Raw genomic sequence first — 15,973 nt, 5'->3', positions numbered from 1 at the left:
CGTCGTATTACGGGTGATGCGGTGCAAGGTCGGCTCCACCGATGTGTCGGTGACACAGGTTCCAGCGATTTTTACCCTGCTGTTTTGCCACATACATGGCGTCATCGGCACGTTGCAGCAACTCGAAGCTGCTGCGCGCATGCGTGGGAGCGGCCGCCACACCGATACTGGCCGTCACCCGCATGCCTGAGAGCAGGTCGTAGCCCGCCGCCGCGCAGACCTCGACGAGCTTGGCCGCGAGCGACTGCGCGGCCGACAGATCGGCCACGGCGCTAAGCGCAACGAATTCATCGCCACCGATGCGGCCTATGGCGTCGTCGCGCCGCAGCACGTCCTGCATGGCGTGCGCCACCTGCACCAGCAAACGGTCGCCGCGCACATGCCCGAGGCGGTCGTTGATCTGCTTGAAGCCGTCGAGATCGATGAAGCACAGAGCGAGCATGTCGTCGCGGGTGCGTCGCGCCAGCGCGGTATCGAGACGCTCCATGATGGCGCGGCGGGTGAGCACCCCTGTCAGCGCGTCGCGTTCGGCGCGGTGCAGCAGCCGGGCGTGGGTGTCGATCTGGTGGGTGATGTCGCGCACGAAGGTCAGCAGCGAAACCACGCGCCCTTCCTCGTCGCGCAGCGCCGACAACGTCCATTCCACCCAGATCCGCCGCCGGTCCTTGCGAATGTATTGCGCCTGTTCTACCCAGTTGTCGATCTCTCCGCGCAGCAAGCGCTCATAGACCGCCAGGGTGCGCGCGCGCTCCTCCTCGGGCACCCCCATGGCCAGGCGATGCGTGCCCAGGCGTTCGGCCTCGGAGTAGCCCAGAATGGCCTCGGCCGAACGCGACCACCGCGTGACGATGAGTTCGGCGTTGCTCTCGATCACGCCCCAGGGCAGATTGTCCAGCGCCTGTTCGAGCAGCCAGTTCGAGCGTTTGAGCGCCATCGCGGCGGTGACGTCGTCGTGCACATCGTGCGCAATGGTGTAAATGGCCTCGATACGCCCGCCCATGCCCCGCTCGGGAAACACCTGGATGCGCGCCCAGCGTGGCGGATCAAGATGCCGAAGCAGGCGCAGGTAATCGGCCTGCTGGCCCGCAAAACCCCGCTCGAACGCGGGCTGCGCCGCAGCCCAGGCCTCATCGCCGTAAAGCTCTTTGAGCGTTCTGCCGCGCAGTTGGTCAGGATTTCGCCGCGCCCAGCTCACATAGGGCGGATTGAAAAAGGTCAGCCGCCCGTCGGCGTCCCAGCGGCCTATGGGCAGATCGACCGCTTCGAGCAGACTTCTAACTTCCGGCACGGCGGCCAGTCCGGGCAAAAGCTCTACCTCGGGCATCGGGGCCGGGTTGGGCTCGGGCTGAAAGGGGTCGCTCATGGAGGAAGACATGTGAGGTGTCGAGATTTTCAGAGTACGCCGGGTGAGCCGGGTGAGCCGGGTCAACTAGGCTGACGAGATTCTGACGGCTGGCGCGAAGTCGTCAAGAGCACGCTCTACACTACACCCCGGTTTCCTGTGAGGGATTCCACATTTTCACTGATCGCATTATTTTGCCCATCCCCAATATCCCGCTACCCATGTCCCGCGCCACCAAAATCGTTGCCACCATCGGCCCCGCCAGTTCCTCGCCAGACATCCTCGAACGCATGCTCGCGGCCGGGGTCGATGTCGTTCGGCTCAATTTTTCTCATGGCAAGGCGCAAGACCATATTGACCGCGCCCAACTCATCCGCGAAACAGCCGCCCGCCTGGGCAAGTCCGTTGCCATCATGGCCGATCTGCAAGGCCCGAAAATTCGGGTCGGCCGGTTCAAGGACGGCAAGGTCATGCTGCAACCCGGACAGAAATTCACGCTCGACGCCACCTGCGAAATCGGCGATGAGACCCGCTGCGGCCTGGACTACAAAGACCTGCCGCGCGACGTGCACGCGGGCGACCGTCTGCTGCTCAACGACGGTCTCATCGTGCTCACCGTCGAGAGAGTGAGCGGGGAACAAATCCACACCGTCGTCACCATCGGCGGCGAGTTGTCGAACAACAAGGGCATCAACAAGCAGGGCGGCGGTCTGTCGGCCCCGGCCCTCACCGCCAAGGACATGGAGGACATTCGCACCGCGATGTCCTTCCAGGCCGACTATCTGGCCGTGTCCTTTCCCAAAAACGCCACCGACATGGAGCTGGCGCGGCAACTCGCCAACGTCGCCGGCGAGCCCTACCACCACAAGCCCGCGCTCATCGCCAAGATCGAGCGGGTCGAGGCGATTCCGGCGTTGGCGGAAATTCTGCGCGCCTCCGACGGCATCATGGTGGCGCGCGGCGACCTCGCAGTGGAAGTCGGCAATCCCGCCGTGCCCGCGCTGCAAAAACGCATGATCCGCATGGCGCGCGAAATGGATCGTGTGGTGATCACCGCCACGCAGATGATGGAGTCGATGATCGTCAACGCCGTACCCACCCGCGCCGAAGTGTCCGACGTCGCCAATGCGGTGCTCGATGGCACCGACGCGGTCATGCTGTCGGCGGAAACGGCGGCAGGCAAGTACCCGGTGGAAACGGTCGAGGCGATGGCCAGCATCTGCGAGGCGGCGGAAACCTACGAAGAGGTCAAGCTCGAACACGACTTCGTCAACAAGCAGTTCACTCGCATCGACCAGTCGATCGCCATGGCCGCGCTGTTCACCGCGCACCATCTCGGCTGCAAGGCCATTGTGGCGCTGACCGAATCAGGCTCCACCGCGCTGTGGATGAGCCGCCACCGTGTCAATGTGCCGATTTATGCCCTGTCGCGCAGCGAAACCTCGGTGCGACGCATGGCGCTGTATCGCAATGTGCGCCCGATGCTGCTGAGCTTCAGCACCACCGACCGCGACGCCCTGCTCAACCAGGCCGAAGCCCGGTTGATCGAGAAAAACGCCGTGGCCTCCGGCGACAGCTACGCCATCACCTGCGGCGAGCCGATCGGCACGGCGGGTGGCACCAATATGCTCAAGGTCATGCGCGTGCCTCGCTAAACAGCCCGCTGCAGAAAAACGCCCGCATCGACCATAGTCCTTGCGGGCGTTTTGCTTGGCGCACTCCCCCGAGCTAGGCAGTGCTCAGACCTGCAGAAACTGCAACTGAATGCCGGTGAGGTTGATCACATCGCCGGAGCGCAGCACCACCGGCATGAGGCCGAGCGAGACGCCATTGACCTGCGCCCGCTTTTCGCCTTCGACCTGCACCAGTTCGTAGCCGCGCGGCTTGTGCATCACGCTGACCACCAGGGTGCCGCGCTGGCCGAAGGTGGTCTGCTCCTTGCTGAGCAGAATTTCCCGCCCTGCCGCATCCCCGCTGAGCACCTTGATCTTGTAGCTGCGCTCGGCATCTCCCGCCCGGGTGCGCGAATCTGAAAAACCCGAATTACCGAAACGGGAATTGCCAAACCCGGTAGTGGCGCCAAAGCGTGACGGGCCGAAGGTGGTCTGACGCGTATCGGACAACAGCCGCAGGCTGTACTTGCCGATATCGACCGTGTCGCCTTCGCGGAAGGGGCTGGACTTGATGGGCGCGCCGTTCAGATAGGTGCCGTTGGTGCTGCCCAGGTCTTGAATGGTGTAGCTCTCGGCATCCGTTCCGCTATCGCGCAGCAACACGGCGTGCTCACCGCTGACCGCCAGGTTGTCGATGACCACATCGTTGTACGGACGACGCCCGAGCGTCGTGCGGTCTTTACTGAGCACGACCTCTTTCAAAACCTTGCCATCCAGGGTAATCACGAGTTTGGCCACGATTTGAAGTCCGTTTAATGAGTCAGATCAGAATAGAAAAACGCATCGGCTAAGTCAGCGCACAGTCACCAGAATGACGGAAACGTTGTCGCGCCCACCAGCCACATTAGCGTCATCCACCAGCTGGCGCGCAGCCGCCGCAGGATGTTCAGCATATTGCCGCAATATGTTTTCAATTTTGGCATCTGTCAACATATCGTTCAAGCCATCCGAACACAGAAGCAACAAATCCCCCGCCATCATGGGATGCATGGCGACATCCGGGTCGAGCCGAGCATCCACGCCTAGCGCCCGCGTCACCAGATTCTTGCCGCCTATCGTTTCCGCGTCCTCGGGCAGAATCAGCCCCATGTCGATCTGCTCCTGCAGGGCCGAGTGGTCGTGCGTGAGCAGGCGCAGTTGATTCTGCCGCAGCAGATAAGCGCGAGAATCCCCTGCATGGGCGATCACCGCCACATTTCCAGTAAACGCCACGGCAACCAGCGTGGCGCCCATCCCGGCATACTGCGCATTGCTGCGCGCGGCCCGCAGAATCTCGGCGTTGACATGGCGCACCGCAAAACGAAGTTCGGTGGACAGATCGAGCGCAGTCACCTTCGGATAGTCGGCCTTCAGGCGGGCAATGCGCGCGCAAATCTGCGCCGTCGCCATGCCGCTGGCTACCTCTCCAGCAGCGTAGCCCCCCATGCCATCGGCCAGCACGGCAACCTGCGCCAGGGCATCGAACGCCACCGCGTCTTCGTTGTGCTCGCGCACCCGCCCAGTATGGGTGAGGCTGATCATTTCATACTGCAGGGCGGGGCTGGAACTGGGCGTTTTGGCCATGATGGTGCTCATGCCGCAGAAGCCGAGGGGCGGCGATAAATCAGCTTTGCCACGGCCCACACCACGATGGCGCCGATCAGCCCGGCAATTTTTTCTGCGTAGGCCGCCCAGGGCAGCGCTTCAACCCAGTGCTCCACTGCAGGATCGGTGACCAGCAGGCCACCGGCAATCCAGCCCAGCAGCATGGCCCCGAGGGTGATCACCACCGGAAAGCGCTGCATCAGACGGATGACCAACTGGCTGCCCCAGACAATGATGGGCACGCTCAGCAGCAGACCGAAGACCACCAGCAGCATGCTGTGCTGCTCCCCGGCGTTTTGCGCTGCACCGGCAATGGCGATCACGTTGTCCAGGCTCATCACAAAGTCGGCGATGATCACGGTCTTGACCGCAGCCCACAGCTTGTCCGCCGCCTGCACATCGCCGTGCCCCTCTTCCTCTTGCGGGGCGAGCAGCTTGATGCCGATCCAAAACAGCAGCAATGCACCGACAATCTTGAGCAAAGGCAGCTTGAGCAGGGTCAGCGCGAAAAAAATCAACACCACACGCAGCACGATGGCGCCCGCGGTACCCCAAAGAATGCCGAGCTTGCGTTGATGCGGCGGGAGCTTGCGCGTGGCCAATGCAATGACCACGGCGTTGTCTCCGCCCAGAAGAATGTCGATCAGAACGATCTGACCGATGGCCGTCAAGAACTCGACGGTGAGATAGTGTTCCATGCCGATGGCTGCCCCAGGAGGTATCGATGCAGTCCCATCGGGACTTGTCTTGCATCATACCGTTTGTAACCGGGGGCAGCCCCGGCGTTCGCATGGATCAGCGCAGGACTTGCTTGAGAAGTTTGCCCATTTCAGACGGATTGCGCGTCACGGTAAAGCCACATTCCTCCATGATGGCGAGCTTGGCATCGGCCGTGTCGGCCCCGCCGGAGATCAGTGCCCCGGCATGGCCCATGCGCTTGCCCGGAGGCGCGGTGACGCCCGCGATGAAGCCGACCACCGGCTTTTTCATGTGGGCTTTGCACCAGCGCGCGGCTTCGGCTTCGTCAGAGCCGCCGATCTCGCCGATCATGATGACCGCATCGGTATCGGGGTCGTCGTTGAACGCCCGCATGATGTCGATGTGCTTGAGACCGTTGATCGGGTCGCCACCGATGCCCACCGCGCTGCTCTGGCCCAGCCCGAGTTCGGTGACCTGCGCCACCGCCTCGTAAGTGAGCGTGCCCGAGCGCGAGACGATGCCGATGCGACCCTTGCGGTGAATGTGTCCGGGCATGATGCCGATCTTGATTTCATCGGGCGTAATCAGGCCGGGACAGTTCGGCCCGAGCAACAGGGTCTTCTTGCCACCGGCCGCCTCCTTGTCCTTCATGCGGTTGCGCACCAGCAGCATGTCCTTCACGGGAATGCCCTCGGTGATGCAGATCGCCAGATCGAGATCGGCCTCCACCGCCTCCCAGATGGCGGCAGCCGCGCCTGCCGGGGGCACATAGATGACGGAAACCGTGGCGCCCGTGGCTGCCTTGGCGTCGGCCACGGTGCCGTAAATGGGAATGCCCTCGAAATCTTCGCCGGCCTTTTTAGGGTTGACACCGGCGACGAAGCAGTTCTTGCCATTGGCATAGTCGCGGCACATGCGGGTATGAAACTGCCCTGTTTTGCCGGTGATGCCCTGGGTGATGACCTTGGTGTCTTGATTGATCAGGATAGCCATGTTGTCCTCTTGTTCTGTGGGGGGCGGCTCAGGCCTGCGCGGCATGAACGGCGGCTTGCGCCGCCTCGCCCATGGTGTTGGCGCTGATGATGGGCAGGCCGGAGTCGGCCAGCATCTTGCGCCCGATCTCCTCATTGGTGCCTTTCATGCGCACCACCAGCGGCACGCTCAGGCCCACGGTGCGCGAGGCGGCAATCACGCCTTCGGCAATGGTGTCGCAGCGCATGATGCCGCCGAAGATGTTGACCAGAATCGCCTTGACATGCGGGTTGTGCAGCATGATCTTGAACGCCTCGGTCACCTTTTCGGTGGTGGCGCCGCCGCCCACATCGAGAAAGTTGGCGGGCGAGCCGCCGAACAGCTTGATGGTGTCCATCGTCGCCATCGCCAGCCCGGCGCCGTTGACCAGGCAGCCGATATTGCCGTCGAGCTGGATGTAGGCGAGGTCGAATTTGTGCGCCTGCACCTCGGCCGGGTCTTCCTCATCGAGATCGCGCAGCGCCTCGATTTCGGGGTGACGGAACAGTGCGTTGTCGTCGATGTTGAACTTGGCATCGAGCGCCTTGATCTGGCCGTTGCCTTCGAGAATCAGCGGGTTGATTTCCACCAGCGAGGCGTCGGTGTCCATATAGCACTGGTAGAGCTTCTTGAACACGTCGATCGCCTGGGCCTGCGAGGCGAGCGGAATGCCGATGCCCGCGGCCAGTTCCAGACCTTGCGCGTCCTGCAGGCCAACCAGCGGATCGACAAACACCTTGAGAATTTTCTCCGGCGTCTTGGCGGCGACCTCTTCGATGTCCATGCCGCCTTCGCTCGACGCCATGACGGCCACTTTTTGCGTGGCACGGTCGGTGAGCACGGCGACGTAATACTCTTTTTGGATATCGGCGCCATCCTCGATCAGCAGCCGTCGCACTTTCTGCCCCGCAGGGCCGGTTTGATGGGTGACGAGCTGCATCCCCAGGATTTGCAGGGATAGTTGCCGGACTTCGTCCAGCGTTCGCGCCAGCTTGACACCGCCGCCCTTGCCCCGCCCGCCAGCGTGAATCTGCGCCTTCACCATCCAGACCGGGCCACCCAACTCCTGCGCTGCGGCGACGGCCTCATCGACGGAAAACGCGGGCTTGCCGCGTGGTACCGGCACACCGTGTTCTCTCAATAGTTGCTTGGCCTGATATTCATGAATTTTCATGGCGTCTCGTCCTCGACTTGTGGTGCAGGCATTGTGCCTTCGGTGCGTTGTGGCGCGGTTTGTTGCGCCCAACGGGGATAAAACTCGGCGACTGCTGGGCTGTCCAGCCGCAGGGCGTGGCAGCGGTTGAGCTGAAAAGGCATACCGGCGGCACGCTCCGTGTCTAAACGCCCCCTGGGTCGGCTCGCCGACCCGCCCCCCGAGGGGATCAAGAAAGCTTGGGGCGGCCCTGCGCTTTCTTGAGGCTCCGGCAAGGTAATCGTCGCTAGCCCGGCCAGCCCTTGAATGGCTGCGGTCGGCAGCACTTGCGTCAATTCGGTGAGATGGGTGCAGCCCAGCACGCCGCCCAGGCGCTCGCGCACAGCGGAACGAAATCCGCGCAGCAGATTGAGGCCGATCAGCCGCCGGTAGGCGTCATCGTGATCGCCGCAGGTGTCGTAAGGGCTGAACAGAGTGTGCGAGCGGGCATCGACGATGTCGAGCGCGTCGTCGATGGTGACGATGAGCAACATGTCATGCACCGGAATGCCCGCCGGTCGGGTGCGTTCGGACAGGGTGAGATCGCGCGTTTTCACGTCCCGCAATTCGGCCTGCAGATCCCACAAGCCATCCTCTCGCGCATAGACCTCGATACTGAGACTGCGGCGGTGAACCAGACGGCGATTGGGCGAAGACGGGGCGGCAGGAGTGTCGCGCATGGTGGATCAATTTTTGATGAAGCGCAAGAATCAGTGTAGCAGCCTGCTGCGGCGCAGCAAGTCAGTCGACGTCTTCCGTGCCCTCGCCGCGCAAAACCGCGCGGACGGCGTCCCCGCTGAAGCCACGTTGAGTCAAAAACCGAGCCTGTTTGGCCCGCTCGGCAGCGTCTTGCGGAAGCGCCTGGAATTTTCGCGCCCAAGCGGCATGGGCGCGAGTCAGTTCGCTGTCTTTCAGGGACTGACGCAGATTTGCCGTAGCATCGGACGACAGACCGTGCGCGTCGAGTTCTTGTGCGATGCGCAAATTGCCGTAACGCTGCTGTCGCCGATGAATGAGCGACTGAGCAAAACGCTCACTGCTGAGCAAACCCGCCTGCTCCAGACTGGCTAGCAGGGCATCGATCTCTTCGGGCGCCTCGCAATAGCGCAGCAGTTTGCGCCGCAGTTCCAACGGGCTGTGCTCCCGTTGCGAGAGATAGCGCACGGCCCGCGCACGCAAAGAAGGCTGGGCGCGAGGCAAACTCATGGCAACGGACTCAGTCTTGCTCTTCCTCGGACATATCGGCCGTCATCAGCGCATTGGCCTCAGGCACGCCGAGGCTGGCGCGGACCTTGTTTTCGATCTCGCGGGCGATGTCGGGGTTGGACTTGAGAAACTCGCGCGCGTTGTCCTTGCCCTGGCCGATTTTCTCGCCGTTGTAGGCATACCAAGAGCCGGACTTCTCCACCAGTTTGGCCAGCACCCCCAGGTCAACGATTTCGCCTTCGCGCGAAATACCTTCGCCATAGAGGATGTCGAACTCCGCCTGTTTGAACGGCGGCGCCACCTTGTTCTTCACCACCTTGACGCGGGTTTCGGAGCCGACGACTTCTTCGCCCTTCTTGATGGCGCCGATGCGGCGGATGTCCAGGCGCACAGAGGAGTAGAACTTGAGCGCGTTGCCGCCGGTCGTCGTTTCGGGATTGCCGAACATCACGCCGATTTTCATGCGGATCTGGTTGATGAAAATGACCAGGCAGTTGGTGCGCTTGATGTTGGCGGTGAGCTTGCGTAGCGCCTGGCTCATCAGCCGGGCCTGCAGACCCGGCAGCGAATCGCCCATCTCGCCCTCGATTTCGGCTTTGGGCGTGAGCGCAGCCACCGAGTCGATCACGATCATGTCCACCGAACCGGAGCGCACCAGCGCGTCGACGATTTCAAGCGCCTGCTCGCCGGTATCGGGCTGGGAAATCAGCAAATCAGGTAGTTGCACTCCGAGTTTGGAGGCGTATTGCACGTCGAGCGCATGCTCGGCATCGATGAAGGCGCAAGTGCCGCCGAGCTTCTGCATTTCGGCAATGACCTGCAGGGTGAGCGTGGTCTTGCCCGAGGACTCTGGCCCGTAGATTTCCACCACCCGGCCACGCGGCAGCCCGCCTACGCCCAGGGCGATGTCCAGGCCCAGCGAGCCGGTGGACACCACCTGAATGTCGCGTTGCGCCTCGCCATCATCCATGCGCATGATGGTGCCCTTGCCGAACTGCTTTTCGATCTGCGACAGCGCGGCGGCAAGCGCCTTGGCTTTTTCTGGATTCACTGCGGATTTCCCTTGTTCCATGGCATGGTCCTCAAGTCTAAATAGCACTGCGCCGCAATGTAGCACAGCTGTATATAAAGACAGATTTTTTCTGCTTGCGGTATCCAAAAAAAGAGGGCCGAAGCCCCCTCTTTCCACAACTTGCAGCGTGAGCAAGCTTTTAAAAACTATAGCCCACTGCCAGGGTGTAGATGATGGGATGGAAGTTGATATGCGTCTTCGCCTGCGAGGTGATGACCGAAGGGTTGACGGGTGAATAGGACGTGGAAGTCAGATTGCTCTGCACGTCTGCCACGGCCACGGTACCCACCACCGACCACTTGGAATTGAAGCGGTAGATCAGGCCGACGTGCGCCGCCGCCCCCCAGGAATCCGAGAGGTTGATCTTTGTCGGGCCTTGCGCGCCGGTCAGCGGCGGCAAGGCCTTGGTATTGGTGAACTTGGTGTAGTTCAGACCCACGCCGACAAAGGGATCCCACTTGGCATAGTCGCCGAAGAAGTGATAGTTGATGAATGCCGTCGGAGAGTAGACATCCACATCCGTCACGCCCGCCCCCCGCAGCGCGCCCCAGCCCGAACCTGCGGCATCGGTGCGTACCCGCGGCGGGTAGCCCAGCACCAGTTCGAAGCTGAACGGCCCCGGCAGGTCGCGCACATACACCAGCCCCAGCGTGGTGGCATCGCCCACATCCAGATTGAGATTGGGTGGCGTGTTGTACCCGCTCAGGTTGGCCGATTTGGAATGGTTCTGCAAATAAGCCAGTCCAACAAACACAGTGTTTTGCGGCCCGGCATCGTCAGCCATGGCGGCAGGTGCAAACACCGCCCCGGCCATCAGCCCCGCAGCCATCAAGGCAGCACGCAGAACATTGAATCGCGATTGACGCATCATGAATCCTCCTCAATAGTGATATGAGTGCTGCGGTGTTATTGTGTCCAACCAAAACTCTTCATCGACTGCAGGGTCGTACTGGCAATAATTTTGTAGCCAGCGGGTGTGGGATGAACGGTATCGGCGAACAGCCAAGTGTCGAGATTGGCCGTGCTTGCACCCGCTGCCGTATCAGGCGTGTTCACATTGCAGAGCAGAGAGCTCGTGGTGGCCGGGTTACACCACGGCGTCGTCACATTAGTGAAGCCAAACTGCGACGGGTTGGCAATTTCCTGATTGAGCAGGCTATAGCCATCAAGCACCTTGACAGGCTGCCCTTGCAAATCATTGAGCAGGCGTTGGTTAAACACTTGCACCAGATTCGACAACAGGTAGCAGGGTGTCGTCGTGACCGTGTTGTCGCACACATAACCGGCTGGCGGAGCTTGCGGAGGCGTCGCGCCGGTGTAGGGCAAACCGCGGCCAAACGGCGTCTGCGATGAATCCGGCAAGGTGTAGACCATCACATACTTCGCTCCCTTGCTTGTGATCAGGCTGACTTGGGCGGCCAGTTCGTCCGCCGCTTGAGCCACGGTCGCCTGCGCGACAGCAACCGCCTGCGAGGTTGCATCGTGCTGCGCAGTGGCCTGAATGGCCGCAATCTGCGCTTGTGTCAGGCTGGGGTTTTGCTGCAGGGCGCTCGTGACGGCCTGTGTGACGGCCTGAGTCACGGTGGCACTCACCGTTCCCAACGCCGTAAAAACATCGTTATTGCCGGCCAGCACCGTCACCAACTGATTGCTATTGAAACTGCCGCCGAACTGCGTGAGGTAGTTTTGCACTTGCGTCGTCACCGGCAGCGTCAGTGCGCCGCCGCTGTGGCCGATGCCATTGGGGTTGCTCACCATCGAGCCGCCCTGTGCAAAATTGGTGCAGTTAGCTTGTCCAGATGAAACGGGGGCGCTGAATGCGCAGAACGCCGGGGTTGCAGTCGGGCCGGCTGCCCCGAGGTACATCACACCGGCTTTCGTGCCGTAACCAATCACGTTGGGTGTCAAGCCAAGATTCAGGTTGGAGGCTAAAACACCGGTCCAGTTCCCAGTTGCATCTCCATTGACGGTGAACTGACCGCCCGCAGGATAGGGCAGCCCCTTGAACTGCACAGTTGCCCCGTAGGTGCTGACCGCTGCCAGGGTGTAGGCCCCGTCGTCCGACAAGCTGTCGCCAAATGCCACAACCTGTTTGAAGCCCCCGGTGGGCGCCGTGCTCGGCGCCATGCTGGCCGCATTCACACTGGCCACGGAAGCCAGCGTCGGCGCGGATGGATTTCCGCCGCCACCGCCGCAACCTGCCAAGCCCAAGGCACTGGCCAGGGCCAGCGCAATCCAGACACGATTCCGCATGAACATCTCCTCAAACATTGTTGTATGCCTGCTGGCCTGCAGGCGGGCGGGTCAAAAAAAGAACGACCGTTCGCTTTAGCGTAGCCGAAGGAAAATGGCGTCGCAAGAGTGGTACTGCGCATTTGCCACAGGTTTGCCGATTTGCAACAAAAGGATACATGTTCGCCTTTTGTGGCGAACCACCCGCTCTTGCAGGACGTCAGCGACCCGAGCCATGCACTGCGCGCGTCAGCCGGTCGCGCAGCGCCAGCCACGCAGGCGATGGCGGCAAGACTTCAACGCAAATCTCCTCGAGCCCTGCCGCATCTAGTCTGCGTAAAACAGCGTAAAGCTGTTGCGCATAGGCAGCAGGATCGGCAGGCAGCGTGACCCATGAGGGATGGGGCGCGAGTGGCTGCGGCGGGAATGCCAGCACCCCGATGCGCCGCCCCGCGCTCGTGCCAATCTCCCAGCGTGCATTGATTTGCTCGCGTGAACACCACTGCAGCGGTGTGCGCGGGGCGTAATGCGCCGGCAGCACGCCCGCCACACGCGGGGCAGATTCTGCCGGGCGCAGCAAGTCGGCCTCGGCCACGCCCAGGGTTTGCGCGATGTCAGCCGCCTGCAACTGCCCCGGGCGCAGGATGCGCGGCGGTTGCGCGGTGCAATCGACGATGGTGCTCTCGATGCCCACGGCGCAGGCGCCGCCGTCGAGCACCAGCAGGTCGTCGCCGAGTTCTGCATGCACATGCGCCGCCGTGGTGGGGCTGATGCGGCCGAAGCGGTTGGCCGACGGCGCCGCCAACCCGCCCTGCCCGCCTTTGAAAATCGCCAGCACGGCCTGGGCGACGGGATGGGAGGGGCAGCGCAGACCGATGGTGTTCTGTCCACCGGCGCAGGCGTCGGCCACGCCGGGTTTGCGCGGCAGAATCAAGGTGAGCGGCCCGGGCCAGAAGGCGGCGGCAAGTTTGCGCGCGGTTTCAGGCACTTCGGACGCCCAATGCCCCAGATCGGCGGCGCGGTGGATATGCACGATCACGGGGTGGTCGGCAGGCCGCCCCTTCGCGGCATAGATTCTGGCGACGGCCTGCACGTTCTCGGCGTCGGCGGCCAGGCCGTAAACGGTTTCAGTCGGCAGACCGACCAGTTCGCCCGCCTCCAGACGCCGCACGGCCTCGATGATCTCGCGCGGACGCACTTGGGCGTCGGTGTTCACCTCGCTCACCTCAGAACGGCTCCAGGCCGAGAACGGTGCAGGCGTGCAGCGCGGTCTGGCGCGCTTCGGCAGGGGTGGCCGCCGTGCAGGTGAGGTGGCCCATCTTGCGGCCCTCGCGCGGCGCGTGCTTGCCGTAGAGGTGCAGATGCGCGCCGGGTTGCGCCAACACGGTGGCCCAGTCGGGCTCGCGCTGCTGGCCGGTGGCGTCGAACCAGAGATCGCCCAGCAGGTTGAGCATGACAGTGGCGCTGTGCTGCCTGGGCACTAGCAACGGCGCGTTCACCAGGGTGCGCCACTGCAGCTCGAACTGCGACACGGTGCAGGAGTCGATGGTGTGATGGCCGGAGTTGTGCGGACGCGGCGCGATTTCGTTAGCCAGCAGGCGACCATCGCGCAGCACGAAAAATTCCACGCAGAGCACGCCGACATAGTCCAGCCCCTCCGCCACGGTGGCTGCGGCGTTCTGCGCGGCCTCGGCGATGTCGGGGGTGATGGACGGGCCGGGCGAAAAGCTGGCGAACAGAATGCCGTCGCGGTGCAGGTTTTGCTGCGGCTCGTACAGCACGGAGCAACCGTCGCGGCCGCGTGCCATCACCACCGACAGTTCATAGGCCAGATCGAGCTTTTTCTCCAGCACGCATTCCACACCGCCCAAGGCAGTCCATGCCGCAGGCAGGTCGGCGGCTGTTTGCACCATGATCTGCCCTTTGCCGTCATAACCCAGCCGGGAGGTTTTGAGAATGCCGGGAAACAGGTCAGTGCTCACCGCACCAAGGCCGCCGCTCGCGGTCAGCACGGCGTGGGGTGCGCAAGGCACGCCAAGCCGCGCAAACAAGGCCTTTTCCTGCGCCCGGTCCTGGCACACAGCCACGGCCTGCGGCGCGGGCGCCAGCGACACGCGCGACTCCAGCCACTGCATCGAGTGCGCCGGAATATTCTCGAACTCCACCGTCACCGCAGCGCAGTCACGGGCGAGTTGGTCGAGCGCTAGCGGGTCGTCATAGCGCGCGGCAAGGTGAATGCCGGTGACCTGCGCTGCCGGCGCGGCTTCGTCGGCTTCGAGCACGGCCACGCCATAGCCTGCGCTCTGCGCCGCCTGGGCAAACATGCGGCCCAACTGCCCGCCGCCGAGCACGCCCAGCGTGGCGCCGGGGGGAATGAATGCGGCAGACTTGCTCATGCCGGGCTACCCACGTGCATAGCCCGCGCTGCGGCGGTTTGCTCCGCGCGGAAGGCGTCGAGCTGATCGCGCAGGCCCGCGTCATGCGCCGCCAGCATCGCCACGGCAAACAGCGCGGCATTCGCCGCCCCGGCTTCGCCGATGGCAAAAGTGGCCACCGGCACACCCTTGGGCATCTGCACAATGGACAGCAGCGAATCTTCGCCCCGCAGATACTTGCTGGGCACCGGCACGCCGAGCACCGGCACCGTGGTTTTGGCCGCGAGCATGCCCGGCAGATGCGCCGCGCCGCCCGCACCGGCGATGATGGCGCGCAGGCCGCGCTGCTGCGCACTGTCGGCATAGGCAAACAGATCGTCGGGCATGCGGTGCGCCGAGACCACCTGGCAGTCGTGCGCCACCCCAAAGCGGACGAGGATGTCCGCCGCATGGCGCATCACCTCCCAGTCGCTTTGCGACCCCATCACCACGCCGATTGCGGCCATCTGCTCTCTCCTGTGCAACGCCTGTAAACGGGTGATTTTAAGAAGCAGTGGATCAAGCCCTTGAAATCGCGTCCCGCTATGCTCCATCCAAACGCAGATCGTGCGCCTGCATACACCCCTTGGTATGGCGCCGACCGCCCCCATTTGCCCTGCTCATTCAGGAGTCGAACATGATTGATGCCACCGTTGCCAATTTTGAAACCGAAGTCGTCGAAGCCTCCAATACCGTCCCGGTCTTGGTCGATCTGTGGGCCCCGTGGTGCGGCCCCTGCCGCGCGCTTGGCCCCATTCTCGAAAAGCTGGAAGTGGCTTACGAAGGCCGTTTCAAACTGGTGAAAATCAACACCGAAGAAGAGCAGGAACTGGCCGCTGCGTTCGGCGTGCGCAGCATCCCCATGGTCATGCTGCTCAAAGACGGCCAGCCGGTGGACGGTTTCGTGGGCGCGCTGCCCGAAGGCCAGATCCGCGAATTTCTCGACAAGCACGTTCCCGACACCGCGCCGGAGCAGGCGGACGAGGCCGGGCCGAGCGATGCCAAAGCCGCGTCTGCACCTGCGCTGCCGCTGCTGGAAAAGCTGCAGCAAGACCTGGCCACCAATCCGGCCAACGATAACGCACGCAAGGCGTATGTCGAACTGCTGCTGAAGGACGGCCGCACCGCCGACGCGAAGCTGGCGTTCGAGCCCATTGCCGGCAAAGCGCTGGCCGACGCCCGCATCCAGGCGCTGGCAGACTGGCTTTGCGCCGCGCAGGCTGCGCCCGGCCTGCCCCCTGTTGCCGCGCTGCAGTCCAGCATCGCCGCCAACAAGCGCGACTTCGACGCCCGCTACGCCCTGGCGCAGCAACACATGGCCGCGCAGCAGTGGACCGCGGCGCTTGACGAACTGCTCGACATTCTCATGCGCGACAAAAGCTGGAGCGAAGACCGCGCGCGCAAGACCTTTGTCAACATTCTGGAGCTGATGACGCCTGCAGATGCCCCCAAGCCCGCGCCCGGCCAGCCCCCGGTCACCGATCCCACGGTGGAGAGCTACCGCCGCCGCCTGAGCATGACGGTACTGAGCTGAGCGCCTGGAGCACC

At 63.1% G+C, this 15,973-nt stretch carries 17 protein-coding genes; 3 read left to right on the top strand and 14 right to left on the bottom strand.

The genetic code is table 11. The features are described from left to right. Positions 1 to 7: 7 nt before the first annotated feature. Positions 8 to 1,363 (bottom strand): sensor domain-containing diguanylate cyclase, encoded by a 1,356-nt coding sequence (locus THI_RS04760; protein WP_141130517.1) that lies wholly within the window; start codon positions 1,361 to 1,363, stop codon positions 8 to 10. A gap of 200 nt (positions 1,364 to 1,563) precedes the next feature. Here THI_RS04760 and pyk point away from each other — a divergent pair, with 200 nt between their 5' ends. Next, the gene (gene pyk, locus THI_RS04755) at positions 1,564 to 2,997 is read left to right on the top strand and encodes a pyruvate kinase (RefSeq protein WP_013105100.1); all 1,434 of its coding nucleotides are present in this window, start codon (positions 1,564 to 1,566) and stop codon (positions 2,995 to 2,997) included. An 84-nt stretch (positions 2,998 to 3,081) separates the two neighbouring features. Here the strand turns inward: pyk and THI_RS04750 are convergent, their stop codons facing one another. From THI_RS04750 to THI_RS04705, 10 genes are all read right to left on the bottom strand, one after another. After that, positions 3,082 to 3,753, bottom strand: a complete 672-nt coding sequence (locus THI_RS04750) for an FHA domain-containing protein (RefSeq protein ID WP_013105099.1) — start codon at positions 3,751 to 3,753, stop codon at positions 3,082 to 3,084. Between the two features lie 54 nt (positions 3,754 to 3,807). Next, entirely contained in the window at positions 3,808 to 4,590 is a 783-nt protein-coding gene (locus THI_RS04745; protein ID WP_231836377.1) for a Stp1/IreP family PP2C-type Ser/Thr phosphatase, read from the bottom strand. Next, positions 4,587 to 5,297: a TerC family protein gene (locus THI_RS04740; RefSeq protein WP_013105097.1), complete on the bottom strand. Its 711-nt coding sequence runs from the start codon at positions 5,295 to 5,297 to the stop codon at positions 4,587 to 4,589. Before THI_RS04740 ends, THI_RS04745 begins: the two co-directional genes overlap by 4 nt. 97 nt (positions 5,298 to 5,394) lie before the next feature. Continuing rightward, positions 5,395 to 6,291: a succinate--CoA ligase subunit alpha gene (sucD, locus tag THI_RS04735; RefSeq protein WP_013105096.1), complete on the bottom strand. Its 897-nt coding sequence runs from the start codon at positions 6,289 to 6,291 to the stop codon at positions 5,395 to 5,397. Between the two features lie 28 nt (positions 6,292 to 6,319). Further along, a complete protein-coding gene (gene sucC / locus THI_RS04730; RefSeq protein ID WP_013105095.1) occupies positions 6,320 to 7,483 on the bottom strand; it encodes an ADP-forming succinate--CoA ligase subunit beta in 1,164 nt (387 codons plus the stop codon). Next, positions 7,480 to 8,181 (bottom strand): DUF2889 domain-containing protein, encoded by a 702-nt coding sequence (locus THI_RS04725; RefSeq protein WP_013105094.1) that lies wholly within the window; start codon positions 8,179 to 8,181, stop codon positions 7,480 to 7,482. The genes sucC and THI_RS04725 overlap by 4 nt, the downstream gene beginning before the upstream one ends. Positions 8,182 to 8,242: 61 nt before the next feature. After that, positions 8,243 to 8,707, bottom strand: a complete 465-nt coding sequence (gene recX, locus THI_RS04720; RefSeq protein WP_013105093.1) for a recombination regulator RecX — start codon at positions 8,705 to 8,707, stop codon at positions 8,243 to 8,245. 10 nt (positions 8,708 to 8,717) lie between these two features. Further along, the gene (gene recA / locus THI_RS04715; RefSeq protein ID WP_013105092.1) at positions 8,718 to 9,779 is read right to left on the bottom strand and encodes a recombinase RecA; all 1,062 of its coding nucleotides are present in this window, start codon (positions 9,777 to 9,779) and stop codon (positions 8,718 to 8,720) included. Between the two features lie 139 nt (positions 9,780 to 9,918). Then, on the bottom strand, positions 9,919 to 10,647 hold the full coding sequence (locus tag THI_RS04710) for an OmpW/AlkL family protein (protein WP_141130516.1): 729 nt from the start codon (positions 10,645 to 10,647) through the stop codon (positions 9,919 to 9,921). Positions 10,648 to 10,685: 38 nt separating this feature from the next. After that, positions 10,686 to 11,864, bottom strand: coding sequence for an SGNH/GDSL hydrolase family protein (locus tag THI_RS04705; RefSeq protein WP_231836373.1), 1,179 nt, complete (start codon positions 11,862 to 11,864; stop codon positions 10,686 to 10,688). 19 nt (positions 11,865 to 11,883) lie between these two features. Here THI_RS04705 and THI_RS19260 point away from each other — a divergent pair, with 19 nt between their 5' ends. After that, complete coding sequence (locus THI_RS19260) at positions 11,884 to 12,111, top strand: hypothetical protein (protein WP_231836371.1); 228 nt, start codon at positions 11,884 to 11,886, stop codon at positions 12,109 to 12,111. Positions 12,112 to 12,231: 120 nt separating this feature from the next. Here the strand turns inward: THI_RS19260 and THI_RS04700 are convergent, their stop codons facing one another. Genes THI_RS04700 through purE form a run of 3 tightly spaced genes read right to left on the bottom strand, consistent with a single transcriptional unit; the run spans position 12,232 to position 14,892 of the window. Further along, positions 12,232 to 13,236: an L-threonylcarbamoyladenylate synthase gene (locus THI_RS04700; RefSeq protein WP_013105089.1), complete on the bottom strand. Its 1,005-nt coding sequence runs from the start codon at positions 13,234 to 13,236 to the stop codon at positions 12,232 to 12,234. A 1-nt stretch (position 13,237) separates the two neighbouring features. After that, on the bottom strand, positions 13,238 to 14,407 hold the full coding sequence (locus THI_RS04695; RefSeq protein ID WP_013105088.1) for a 5-(carboxyamino)imidazole ribonucleotide synthase: 1,170 nt from the start codon (positions 14,405 to 14,407) through the stop codon (positions 13,238 to 13,240). Beyond that, positions 14,404 to 14,892, bottom strand: a complete 489-nt coding sequence (gene purE / locus THI_RS04690; RefSeq protein WP_013105087.1) for a 5-(carboxyamino)imidazole ribonucleotide mutase — start codon at positions 14,890 to 14,892, stop codon at positions 14,404 to 14,406. Before purE ends, THI_RS04695 begins: the two co-directional genes overlap by 4 nt. A 170-nt stretch (positions 14,893 to 15,062) precedes the next feature. Between purE and trxA the strand changes: the two genes are divergently transcribed. Further along, the gene (trxA, locus tag THI_RS04685) at positions 15,063 to 15,959 is read left to right on the top strand and encodes a thioredoxin (RefSeq protein ID WP_013105086.1); all 897 of its coding nucleotides are present in this window, start codon (positions 15,063 to 15,065) and stop codon (positions 15,957 to 15,959) included. Positions 15,960 to 15,973: the final 14 nt, after the last annotated feature.

This window comes from Thiomonas arsenitoxydans, from assembly GCF_000253115.1.
GTDB classification, from domain to species: Bacteria; Pseudomonadota; Gammaproteobacteria; order Burkholderiales; family Burkholderiaceae_C; genus Thiomonas; species Thiomonas arsenitoxydans.
The sequence above is the reverse complement of the archived record's forward strand: the minus strand, read 5'-3'. Positions and strand labels throughout refer to the sequence as shown.